Origin of the sequence: Undibacterium sp. GrIS 1.2 (genome assembly GCF_040544435.1) — a bacterium.
Lineage (GTDB): Bacteria > Pseudomonadota > Gammaproteobacteria > Burkholderiales > Burkholderiaceae_D > Undibacterium.
Map to the genome: position 1 here is coordinate 57,955 of NZ_JBEONP010000001.1, position 11,914 is coordinate 69,868.

The following is an 11,914-nucleotide window of genomic DNA, read 5'->3' on the forward strand; positions in this document are numbered from 1 at the left end:
TCACTCGTGAAAACGATTTCAAACAAAAGAAATATATGAGACCTACACATGCAAAATCACGACTCAGCAACAGAATTTTCTCCCGCATTTACCTGGGGTGTGGCAACCAGCGCCTACCAAATTGAAGGTGCTGCCGCCGTTGACGGACGCGGGCCCTCTATCTGGGACACCTTTACCCATACACCCGGCAAGATCATCGATGGCAGCACCGGCGACGTCGCTTGCGACCATTATCATCGCTACGCTGAAGACATCGACATCATCGCCTCGCTCAATGTCAGCGCATATCGCTTCTCTATCTCTTGGTCACGCGTGCAGCCTTTGGGCTATGGCGCATGGAATGAAAAAGGCTTTGAGTTTTATTCCAATCTGATCGCCAGACTGGCCGAGAAAAATATTCTGGCGCATGTGACTTTGTATCACTGGGATTTACCGCAAGGTTTGCAAGATCAGGGCGGCTGGCTCCATCGTGACACCCCTGCCCGTTTTGCTGACTATGCGGCAGAAGTAGCGCGTCGCTTTGGCAACCGGGTAGCCACCATCGCCACTCATAATGAACCCTGGTGTACTGCTAATCTCGGTTTTGGTAACGGGCAATTTGCACCCGGCATTGCAGATACTGCTGCATCAATTCAGGTTTCTCATCACCTATTGTTATCGCATGGATGGGCAATGAAAGCGATGCGTCAGGCTTTGCAAAAGATCGGTAGTTCCGCAAAATTAGGTATCGTTTTAAACCAATGGACGGCCATGCCAGCAACCGACTCAGCCGCCGATAAAGCAGAGGCAGAATGGGAGTACGCACGCTCGGTGCAATGGTTTATGGACCCGATTTTTAAAGGTCGGTACCCGCAAAAAGCGCTTGATCGCATGGACATGAGCAAGTTTGACGTACACGCTAATGACATGGCTGACATTCAGCAACCCATCGATTTTTTAGGTGTCAATTATTATTTCCGTTCTTTTATCAGTACGGATAATCCGCCTAAAAAACCGGAAGGTAAATTAGGTTTTACCGATATGGGATGGGAAATTTATCCTGATGGTCTGACTGACTTGCTCTTACAACTAAACGAAGAATATAAAGACTTACCACCAATTTATATTACTGAAAACGGGATGGCCGTTGCAGATCAAATAGTTGATGGGAAAATTCATGACCAAGCACGCATACACTACGTTCGCTTGCATCTGAACGCCTTGCAAAAAGCGATCGCACGAGGTGTCAATGTACAAGGGTATTTTTACTGGAGTTTGCTGGATAACTTTGAGTGGAACTCCGGCTACGCCAAGCGTTTTGGCTTGGTATATGTGGACTACGACACACAAGAGCGAACGCTCAAAGACAGCGCACTTTGGTACCGCGATTTTGTAGGGACTCAGCGTTTATCCCGGGCTGAATAAAGTCTAGCGACCGGTGAGAAAATCTTCGCTAAACGCTTAGTTTTAAAAATAAAATGGGCAAAGAAAAACTAATTTCTTTGCCCATTTTTATGATGAATACACCCAACCGTATTTTGATAAAGTCATACAGATATTGATGCTATCAATCTCATCAGGTTGTCCGAAAAATCAATGCCTTCATTTTTTGTAATTGAGGCACTACCATCGGTACCGTCAGCATGGTACTGGCAACAGCCATCATCAACAGCGCGGTAAACGTTTCACTGGTAATGATTTGTTTATCCAGTAATACATTCGCAAAAATAATCATAATCAGCGCTTTGGTTTGCAATAACCAGCCTATGATCGATGCCTCGCCTTTTTCCCATTGAAGGATTTTTCCGGCAATGTGAATGCCTACCAGTTTGCCCGTTACCGACGCCAGCAATAATAAGCCTGCCGCAATAAATACGGTCGTTCCGCCGAGCTGCCAGTTAGTCCGTAAGCCGGTACTCAAGAAAAATACCGGCATCATAATCATCAATACAAAATGACGCAGCTTATCCATGTCAGCCTGATTAAACCAGTCACTATCCATCACCATGCCCGCCAAAAACGCACCAACCATAAAATGCAAACCAGACCAGTCGGCAAAATAAGCGCATACCGCCAGCCAGATAAAGGCAACATACCAGCGATCACTCTCTGGCAGCTTGCGCATCAAACGGCGGAATAGATAGCTCGCCAACGCAAATCCAGCTAAAAATAAAGCTTGCCGCCCGACTCTCGTCCAGTCCAACAAAATCAATGCCAGCACGCCCCAGATCGCTACATCATCCAGGCTGGCGTAACGCAAAATACGTTGCCCGATGGGCTGTCGTAAGATCGCCAGTTTTTCCATCAGCAAAATCAAAATGGGTAATGCCGTCACTGCGCAAGCCATGCCTATGCCAAGGACAAATTGCCAGGTAGTGGCTTTAGTTCCCATCCAGCCTTGGCTCAGATTGAGTAAACAGACTGCAGCGACACAACCGAACAACAGCGGCATACCAAGTGCAAGGCCTGAAGTTATCGCGCTCTCTCGTTTGTAACGCCACATTTTTTTAAGATCTAGCTCAACGCCAGCAATCATCACAAATACCATCACCGCCCACCAGGCAATCCCATTCAGCGCAGAGGTCACTTGCGGGTTAAATACAAATTGATAATAGTCGGGGAAAGCTGCACCCAACACACCTGGCCCTAAGACAATGCCGGTGATGATCTGCACTACGACTAAGGGCGCCCAATAATCAGTTCTGCCAACGCGCCAGATCAGGTAAGGCACGGTAAAAATAATCGCCATTGCGATCAAAAAAATTTCGGTCACGCTCATGATTTTATTCTCGTCATATTGGGGGAGGAGCAGTACAAATTGAATCAACAACAGAATGAAATATTGGATCAAAGATGGGATCAAAAACTGCTTCAAAATTACACTTCAAGCGGAAGTCGGCTAAGGAATATTTAGCAGAGAAATTAAATATACTCCCCATTATTTTTTAATAATATGCCTTGTTGTCCAATGATTATATGGATGATTAAAATATACATACTACGAGTATATATATCAACATGACATATTCAGATTAAGTATTGTTGATTCTTTTGTTAGTAATGCATTGCTTTTTTATGTCATTCCGCCATGGTTTTAGCCGGAATCCCGTGTCGTTATCCTGATAATCAGCATCGTCACTTTCAAGTCTAGGGTACGACTCAACAACCGTCGCTGGATTCCGGCTAAAACCATGCCGGAATGACGCCCTGACCCTTTTGAATATCGATACGACGACAGTACTTTAGTTAGGCGAGTTACTACTACGGAGTTGGGACAGTCTCGCGTAATTTTTAAATAAAAAAAACCCTCATCCTTGGAGAAGAACGAGGGCATTGAACTACCAGAGGTAGCAAGACGAACTAAAAAATTTAAAACTCTACACCAGCATTAATACCAAAAGTACGTGGTGGCAGGTATTGAGATTGCCACACACCGCCAAAGCTATTTTGCGCACTGGTTTTGATGTTGGAATTTTCTACGTTACGAACGAAAGCATCAAAGTACCAGGCCTTGCCTGAGGCGTAACGCAAACCCAGATCAGTTCTTGTATAGGATTTTTGTTTATCGCCATCACCGAGATCAAATACACTGAGCCAGCTTGCGGTCTCGTAATGCATGCTGATGCGCGGCGTCAAGGTAGCACCATTTACCATGTTAAACGTATGTTGATACTGAGCTTGCGCAGAGAACTTAGGCGCATGCGGCATCTCATTACCGGTCACATCTAAACAGTTGCTGATACCCGGGACAGCGCAGACAGGCAAGACGTAATCATTACTGCCGCCGATTAAATGTCCCAGCTCAGTGCGGGTGATTGCAAGAGATACCTGGACTTTATCGGCGGGTGTCAACCTAGCGGCGATCTCAGATTCAAAGCCATAAATCTTGGCGCCATCGGCGTTGGATGTCACTAGAGAATGGCTGCCATCTGGGTTGGTCACTGGTGCGCTGAATTGAAAACCTTTAAAGTTTTCATAGAACAGCGCATTGTTCATCTTGACCGTGCCGCCCAAGAAAGTGCTCTTGGAACCTAGCTCATAATTGGTCAAAGTCTCTGCGCCGTATGGCTTGCCACCGTCTTGCAGACCACCTGATTTATAGCCAGTAGAAATGCTGGCATAGACCATGTTGTTGCGATCGATGTCATAACCAACTCGTGCTAGGGCAGTGGTTTTATTACCGCTAAAAGTACCATCGTTTTGACTAGGGACACCAAAACCAGAACCAGGCGCAGCTGGATTCACACTTGGGTTCACCGGAATTTGCGGTGCGCCATCATATGCCCAGCCATAACCGCGACCACCAACGTTAGTGCGGTAGTCTGCGGTATAACGGATACCGCCAGTCAAGTGCAAACTATCGTTCACATTCCAAGTCGCCTGACCAAATGCAGCTTTCGATTCAACTGTTTCTTTTGGTTGAATAAACGAACCCTGCCAGCCAACCGTACCTTGTTGTGTACCGTTAAAGATAGGAATATCAAAGCGGATATCGTTGGTTTCTGCGGCATAGTACAAACCTAATAACCAGTCGACTTCTTTTTTACCGACGGATTGCAATTCGACTTCGTGGCTATAATTCACATAGTGCGACGATACGGTGTTGTCGGCCTGATAGGTCGCGCCGGTGTTGAAGCTAGTCGGCACACTGGCACCGCCATCCTGATCAAAGGTCGATGATCCGCTGAAGCGTGAGTACCCTGCAATATAGGCCAAGGACATGCTGTCGCCAATCGCATAATCCAGACGACTGCGGAATGAATCTGTATCGCGGTGGACGGACGGCGCCGTGTCAATCAATGCAGACCAAAAATCCTGACCCGGACGCGGTGTTTGCATCAGATTCATGTTTGGCGTACCGCGATCCATATATTTTTCGTAAGAGACATCCCACTTTAGATTAGGCGTCAGCTTCCACAACAAGCTCAGGCGCGCAGCGGTCTGATCTTGTGCACCATATTTTTTAGCAGAACCATTTTGAATAAACAAATTGGAATTGATCGGCTGAAACGTGCTCAACGTTCCGCCACCAGCAATATAGGCAGCTTGCTGACTGGCAAGAGAAGGATTCGGCGCATTCTGATAATCAACATAACCATCATGCTGCTCATGCACTACTGCTACCCGCAAGGCCATCGTGTCGTTGAGTGGAATATTAAAAGCACCACGCACGCCGAAACGGTTGTAGCTGCCAACACCAGTTTCAAAATTGCCTGAGTGGTCGCCCAGCACTGGCTTGACCGTCTGCATATTCACTGCACCAACGGAGGAGTTACGCCCCCATAAAGTACCTTGTGGACCGCGCAATACTTCAATCGCGTCCAGATCAAACAGCAACGAGGTTGCGCCTTCAGGGCGTGGTGAATAAATGCCATTCACAAAAGTAGCGACTTCTGGATCGGCGTATTCTGTCTTGGCACTATCGTTACCAACACCGCGCAAGGTCATGGTGATGACACCGTGATCGCCCTGCGTAGTCGCCTGGAAGCCTGGTACCAGATTGACGACATCTTGTATCGTTTGTACATGCGCATCATCGAGTGCAGCAGCGTTGATCGCCGTAATCGCCACTGGCGTACGCTGCAAGGACGTAGCGCGCTTGGTACCTGTGACAATCACCTCTGCAATCGCAGCAGAATCTGCTGCCGGAGCAACTGGGGCAACGGGCTGCGCAACTTGTGCATGAGCAGAGTTAATGCCCGCTAGCAAGGTGAGTACAGCTAAATGGATAGGTGAGCCCGAGATTTTTCGGGACGTGGGGGTACGGATTTTCATATGTCTCCTGTGCTAGGTTCATTTCATCTGCATGAATGCGATGATGTTAGAATTATGTTTTGAAACCGATTTCATATTTTGAAACCGATTTCATAATAGCGATTATTTAATATCAAAGTCAATTAAAAAAACCAAATCATTTGTTTTCAATGTGCGATTGTTGCCTTTTGTGATGTTGCTGCTAAACAATTACAAGACTTGATAATTACCTCCACCTTCCAACTCTTAGGCTACGTCATGAACCCGATCAAACAAGTTTTAATCGTAGGCGGCGGCACCGCTGGCTGGCTAACTGCGGCATTTCTCGCCAAAACTGTTGGCGCTACCTCGGGTGAGAGCGTACAAATCACGCTGGTGGAATCCAAAGAAATCGGCATTATCGGCGTCGGCGAAGGCACCTTCCCCTCGATACGCGGCACGCTGGCAGCGATTGGTATTGATGAAGCGCGGTTTGTACGGGAATGCAACGCGACCTTTAAACAAGGTATTAAATTTGTAGATTGGGTACGGCCACAAGGTGCAGCAGGCATCGATCATTATTTTCATCCATTCAGCTTACCCAGCCAGCGTGCTGGCGGTCCCGAATTATTGCCCTACTGGTTGCAAGGTGCTGCGGGTGCGGGTGTACCTTTTGCAGAAGCGGCGACCATGCAAAAGCGTGTCGCTGATGCCTCGCATGCACCTAAGCGCATGGACGACGGCGACTTTTTAGGTCCAATGAATTATGCCTATCACTTCGACGCAGGACGCTTCGCTACTCTGCTGTCCGATCATGGAAAATCGCTGGGAGTAAAACATATTCTGGCCAATGTTGAGCAAGTCGAACTGGACGCTGATGGCGCCATTAGCGCCATCGTCACACAAGAGGCTGGTAGGCTAACAGCCGACCTGTATATCGACTGCACAGGCTTCAAAGCCAGGCTGATCGGCGAGGCTTTAGGCTCACCATTTCATAAGGTAGATGATGTCCTGTTTGCCGATCGCGCGCTGGCAGTGCAAGTGCCTTATCCACAAGCCGATACAGCAATCCCCTCCTATACAATTTCTACCGCCAAAGAGGCAGGGTGGATCTGGGACATCGGCTTACAACAGCGCCGCGGTGTTGGCTATGTATACTCTAGCCGCCACACCGACGATGCCCGGGCAGAACAAGTATTGCGTGACTACATCGGCGCAGGGAACGAGAATTTAACACCAAGATCACTCAAACTCAATGTCGGATATCGAGAAGCACACTGGGTAAAAAACTGTGTCGCAGTCGGCTTGTCAGGCGGATTTTTAGAACCACTAGAAGCCTCCGGCATTGGCCTGATCGAAACCGCTGCCTATCTGGTTAGCTACCTGTTCCCGTTCAACGGCGAACTGGAGCCCGTCGCTAAATTATTCAATCATCAAATGAAAGAACGCTACGAACGTATCGTCGATTTCGTCAAAATGCACTACTGCCTGAGCCAGCGCACCGACAGCACATTCTGGACGGATAACACCAATCCCGCATCAATCCCCGACACACTGAAAGAAAAACTCGCAATGTGGCGCTGTCGTCCACCCCACCGCCTGGACTTTATCATCGACCTAGAAATGTACCCACCATCCAGCTGGCAATACGTGCTGTATGGAATGGAATTTCAGACCAAACTCAATGCCAACGCAGCCTCTTACCCACGCTTTGAAGAAGCAAAAAAAGAGTTCCAGATGATCGCCCAGATGTCACAACGCGCACTGGCAAACTTGCCACCGCACCGCACACTGATAGGACATTTATGTGAGAAGGATTATATGACTGCGTCGAAAGCGGCGGTGAAGCTAGCAGGTTAATTTGAATTACTTGGTAGCACTGCCTGCCAAAGATCGTAGGTGCGATTAGCGCAGCGTAATCGCACGCATGTCGACGCTGGTCAGAATATGGAACGATTGTTCGGTGCTAATCGCATCACTGGCTATACATGTTAGCGAAGGCTTGCTACAGATGCTTGTCCAAGCTTACTTCGCAACATCGAGATTGCCAAAACTGCCTTAAGGCACTGCTGTTGGTTCGGACCGCCAAATTTGTAAATTGCACTTACACCTAACGCTGTCCAACCTACCGGACCAAGAAGAAGATGCAACATAGAAGATGCTGCTGTGTAGACTCCAAAACCAGCTAGCCCAGCCGTGACTGTACTAATTACCGTTGACAGCAAGATGTATGGTGCAAAACCACCAACGCTCGCAAGAGTCATCAGTGCAGCCGAAGTTGTCAACCCCCCTATATTCGCTCCCGGCAGTTCTTTAGCTATTTCCTGTACTTTTCTGTCGACTTCTCGCTTTTGTTCTGGCGTCATCCGCTGATAAGTATCCATCAGAAATTTCTTCAATATCTCTTGCTCGTGATGCTGGATATATGCATTCAAAGGTATCTGCCAGCTTTTAGCAATTTCTGAATTGACTACATTATTGTAGGCACGAGAATCCATTTCCGAAATCGAGAGACCGTATGAAGTTATATTCTTTGGGGATACGATATTTTCTATTTTTAGCGAGGTTGCTACGTCGAATATCAACTCTGCGTATGGCAACCCTTGGTTACGAAGCCAGTTTCCTATTGCATGTCCACCAGATGAGCAAATCTTTTCTGCAAGCTGCTCTGGCTTATCTGGTAATTTCATTTCTACATTAAATATCCGACTAAGCTCCAACCGCTCGTCATCTGTTATTTTTGACAACACGTTTCCAATTAACGACCTTGAGCTATAGTAAGTTTTTGTCATAATTGCCTAATGGTGAGTGTTTAGATCACAGGACGTTTTTATAATACTCATTATTAAAAAAGAAACCAATAGCGAGGCCTATATTTATCCCATCTAGCTAGATTAAATTTCATTTTCACATATGACCGGGAACGAAAAAGACGGCAATTTAATTTGAATATACTGAAAATCACTTAGATGTTGAGTAAATATATGGGAGTGTTGGACGTACCTAGCTAGCTGCATGTAGAATTTAGATTCACATACCAAAAAATGTCAACGCTTTTCCATATACTCCCCATCATTTATAAACATTGAGGCTTCTTGACCAAGTAATACTTGGACGTCTAAATATACCTACCAGGAGTATTCAATAATGCGGTGCGTTCAACGCACCTGTACCGATGCCAATTAGCTACACCGAAAGCTTAACCGCCGCTGTTGGCAAGTAAAGACTGGACTAGTGATTCTGTGATCTCTGACGGTTGACCACGCCACAGGATTTTGCCGCTTTTGTTGACAAAGATCGCATAGGGTAATGCTTTGATTCCCAAGGCTTTGTGAAGACTCTTGGCACCTTCGACTGCGTACGGGTAGAGGATGGGCATCTTCTCTAAAAACGGCGCTACGACTTCTTCTGACTCTTTGGTAATGCCGATTACCTCAAAACCTTCTGTCGCAAACTTTGCATGTAATGCGTTGAGCATTGGAATCGATTCTCGACAGGGCACGCACCAAGTCGCCCAAAAATCGATGAGAGTCAGATTCGCGTTTTTATCGGGTGTTTTCGCTAAATACTTGAGGTCACTTTCAGGAAGTTGACCTCCAACTTTCACACCATTAAACAAATCGACGAATCCAGCCGTGGCGATATTACATGCGCCGAACAATAAGGCGACAGTGATTAATAGAGTTTTCATGGTGGCTAACTTGGAGGTTCCAAGTGACAAGTGAAAAATACTAAATTAACAGAATGCCAAGACGGAAGCAATTAATTCAGCGTCGTTGAAACCTTTACCTTAAGTAGCGCAGAAATCGCAGGGGAGATTAGCGCAGCCTGATCCCACGCAATTGAAAAAACTGGACTACGGTACGTATAGGAACCAAGAGATTTGCCTGGCATCTCAGTAAATAAATGCGCGATTACGCTGCGCTAATCGCGCCTACGGGTGTTTGTGTGCTTGTTAAACGCAGCCTTACTCAGCACTAACTAAGCCAACGCGCACTGCTCATTACCTCTGTAAAAAACTCTTTGAGCGCAGGTGCTGACATGCCGTAGGGATCAAATTCGGCAGTTGGAGAATACTTCAGGAACAAGGCTGTGTTTTCTGTGGTCGAGGCAATCAAGCCCATGTTCCAGCTTGTAAACTGGCGTTGAGTAATTTCTTCCAGGGACAGAACTTCGGGCTTGGTGTGACGTTTGTCTCGCAAAATGTGGTGGTAAACCGCGTTGACTGCGGAGCGCTCACCTTCCAGGCATTGTAAAAAGATGCCGTTGGATAAACTCAGTGCTCCGGTCACTGCGAGTTTCTGATTGTTGCGGCGTGAACTTGCCAAAATATCTTTTACATCTGCGGGGCCGAGGTTAACTGCGCGGCTCGCATAAATCAGACGAATCATCATAATCAGACACTTTCAAAAAAATAGTAAGAACACAAAAAATAAGTTTTTTGAACAGACATTGGGCTATTTCAGCATTGGATTTCATTTTAATGATTTTAGATTTGCTGGTGCCGCTGGTGACGGGATGGAATGTCAACACACCGGTACACGCCGCTCCATCATTAGAGGCAAGGGTCTTCCCCTCTGCCAACAACACGAGCTTTAATACGTTACTTAGTACCAGAAAAAATCCCCAAGCGAAGTCAAAGATCATGCTATTCTGCTTTCTTGAAAAGGATTTCATAAATTTTGACTGGCGTCATTTGTGCCTGAATTACGCTTAAAAATCTGGCAATAAAATAGTTTGCGGCAAAGACTGCAAACAAAAAAGCATCCTAAGGACGAGACCATGCAAAACACCCTTCCAGACGCCCTGCCTGGTGGCACGGCAATACCTCCTGCTACGCATACGCCTGCAGAAAAAACCGCTCACACTCGGGTGAAACGCTCCCCGTTATTCTGGGTGCCTACCGGTTATTTCACGATGGCTTTGACGTATATGACGCTCACCAGCGTGACCGCCATCATGTTTAAGAATATGGGTATGGACAACGCTAAAGCGGCGGAATACGCCAGCTACCTGATTCTGGCGTACACCATCAAGCCGCTATTCGCGCCGTTTGTGGAGATGTATAAAACCAAGAAGTTTTTTGTGATCTGCACCCAGATTGCGGTGGCGCTTGGTTTTTTTGGTGTGGCGATCGTGATGTCCTTGCCTAGTTATATGGCGATTTTGATGGTGTTGTTCTGGATTATTTCATTTTTGGGCGCCACGCAAGATATTGCCTCGGATGGTGTGTATGTCACCTCGCTCGACAGCAAAACCCAATCACTGTATTGCGGCATACAGGGACTAAGCTGGAATATCGGCCCCATCATCGCCTCTGGCGGCTTGGTCTACCTGAGCGGCAAATTACATGCTGACGTGTTCCATCATGACCCAAAAGTATTCGGACCAGAATGGGTAGATGCCTGGAGGATCATTTTCTTCATCGTTGCGGGTGTAACTATTCTGATGGCGTTCTGGCACATGCGCGTAATGCCCGACGGTGCCAAAGCCGAGAATACGCCGACCAGCGCCCGTGCTGCGCTGCATATTATGTGGGATTCGTTTGTCACGTTTTTCCAAAAGCGCGATGTCTGGCTGATGATCGCATTTGCTTTTCTGTTCCGTCTGAGTATCGGCTTTCTGGAAAAAATCGGTCCCTTCTTTATGGTCGATCCGATTGCTAAAGGCGGCTTGGGTTTATCCAATGAGCTGCTAGGGATTATTTATGGCACCTATGGATTGATCGCTGTGCTGCTGGGTTCTGTGCTTGGCGGAATTTTTCTGGCACGCCGTGGCTTACAGCCTTCTTTATTTATCTTGTGCTGCGCAGTGAATATCCCTAACGTGACATTTTTGCTGATGAGCCTGTATCAACCAAGCAGCCTGCTAGCGATTACCGCCGGTGTGGCAATTGAAAAATTCTTTTTTGGATTTGGCTCAGTCGGCTTCATGATTTATTTAATGCAGCAACTGGCCCCGGGCAAATACACCACAACGCACTACGCTTTTGGTACCGGCTTAATGGGTTTGTGCATGCTTGTGACTGGCGTTATCAGCGGTCACTTACAACAGTTGTTGGGCTACACCAGCTACTTTACGTTTGTGATGATCGCGACAATCCCCTCGTTTCTGGTGTGCTGGTTTGCGCCCTTCCATCAAAAGGAAAAGACTGACTAGAACGCAGCGAATACATGCAATCCAGGCACTTTGTCTGACAACT

9 protein-coding genes are annotated in these 11,914 nt (G+C 47.0%); 3 read left to right on the top strand and 6 right to left on the bottom strand.

Annotation, left to right across the window (positions count from 1 at the left end; all coding sequences use genetic code 11):
• Window positions 1–48 precede the first annotated feature (48 nt).
• The gene (locus tag AAKU61_RS00235; RefSeq protein WP_354328740.1) at window positions 49–1,404 is read left to right on the top strand and encodes a GH1 family beta-glucosidase; all 1,356 of its coding nucleotides are present in this window, start codon (window positions 49–51) and stop codon (window positions 1,402–1,404) included.
• Window positions 1,405–1,555: 151 nt separating this feature from the next.
• Here AAKU61_RS00235 and AAKU61_RS00240 read toward each other — a convergent pair whose 3' ends face one another.
• Window positions 1,556–2,758, bottom strand: a complete 1,203-nt coding sequence (locus tag AAKU61_RS00240; protein ID WP_354328741.1) for a cation:proton antiporter — start codon at window positions 2,756–2,758, stop codon at window positions 1,556–1,558.
• A gap of 590 nt (window positions 2,759–3,348) precedes the next feature.
• On the bottom strand, window positions 3,349–5,754 hold the full coding sequence (locus AAKU61_RS00245) for a TonB-dependent receptor (protein ID WP_354328742.1): 2,406 nt from the start codon (window positions 5,752–5,754) through the stop codon (window positions 3,349–3,351).
• A gap of 237 nt (window positions 5,755–5,991) precedes the next feature.
• Here AAKU61_RS00245 and AAKU61_RS00250 point away from each other — a divergent pair, with 237 nt between their 5' ends.
• A complete protein-coding gene (locus tag AAKU61_RS00250; protein ID WP_354328743.1) occupies window positions 5,992–7,572 on the top strand; it encodes a tryptophan halogenase family protein in 1,581 nt (526 codons plus the stop codon).
• A gap of 131 nt (window positions 7,573–7,703) precedes the next feature.
• Here the strand turns inward: AAKU61_RS00250 and AAKU61_RS00255 are convergent, their stop codons facing one another.
• From AAKU61_RS00255 to AAKU61_RS00270, 4 genes are all read right to left on the bottom strand, one after another.
• Window positions 7,704–8,459, bottom strand: coding sequence for a hypothetical protein (locus tag AAKU61_RS00255; protein ID WP_354328744.1), 756 nt, complete (start codon window positions 8,457–8,459; stop codon window positions 7,704–7,706).
• A gap of 452 nt (window positions 8,460–8,911) precedes the next feature.
• Window positions 8,912–9,403 (bottom strand): TlpA family protein disulfide reductase, encoded by a 492-nt coding sequence (locus AAKU61_RS00260; RefSeq protein ID WP_354328745.1) that lies wholly within the window; start codon window positions 9,401–9,403, stop codon window positions 8,912–8,914.
• A 286-nt stretch (window positions 9,404–9,689) separates the two neighbouring features.
• On the bottom strand, window positions 9,690–10,106 hold the full coding sequence (locus AAKU61_RS00265; RefSeq protein ID WP_354328746.1) for a BLUF domain-containing protein: 417 nt from the start codon (window positions 10,104–10,106) through the stop codon (window positions 9,690–9,692).
• Entirely contained in the window at window positions 10,069–10,359 is a 291-nt protein-coding gene (locus AAKU61_RS00270; protein WP_354328747.1) for a hypothetical protein, read from the bottom strand. The genes AAKU61_RS00265 and AAKU61_RS00270 overlap by 38 nt, the downstream gene beginning before the upstream one ends.
• Window positions 10,360–10,629: 270 nt before the next feature.
• Here AAKU61_RS00270 and AAKU61_RS00275 point away from each other — a divergent pair, with 270 nt between their 5' ends.
• On the top strand, window positions 10,630–11,871 hold the full coding sequence (locus tag AAKU61_RS00275; RefSeq protein ID WP_354328871.1) for an MFS transporter: 1,242 nt from the start codon (window positions 10,630–10,632) through the stop codon (window positions 11,869–11,871).
• Window positions 11,872–11,914: the final 43 nt, after the last annotated feature.

Coding starts and splice junctions, on each gene's coding strand:
- AAKU61_RS00235 (WP_354328740.1), top strand. CDS start 49: ATGCAAAATCACGACTCAGCAACAGAATTTTCTCCCGCATTTACCTGG.
- AAKU61_RS00240 (WP_354328741.1), bottom strand. CDS start 2,758: ATGAGCGTGACCGAAATTTTTTTGATCGCAATGGCGATTATTTTTACC.
- AAKU61_RS00245 (WP_354328742.1), bottom strand. CDS start 5,754: ATGAAAATCCGTACCCCCACGTCCCGAAAAATCTCGGGCTCACCTATC.
- AAKU61_RS00250 (WP_354328743.1), top strand. CDS start 5,992: ATGAACCCGATCAAACAAGTTTTAATCGTAGGCGGCGGCACCGCTGGC.
- AAKU61_RS00260 (WP_354328745.1), bottom strand. CDS start 9,403: ATGAAAACTCTATTAATCACTGTCGCCTTATTGTTCGGCGCATGTAAT.
- AAKU61_RS00265 (WP_354328746.1), bottom strand. CDS start 10,106: ATGATGATTCGTCTGATTTATGCGAGCCGCGCAGTTAACCTCGGCCCC.
- AAKU61_RS00270 (WP_354328747.1), bottom strand. CDS start 10,359: ATGATCTTTGACTTCGCTTGGGGATTTTTTCTGGTACTAAGTAACGTA.
- AAKU61_RS00275 (WP_354328871.1), top strand. CDS start 10,630: ATGGCTTTGACGTATATGACGCTCACCAGCGTGACCGCCATCATGTTT.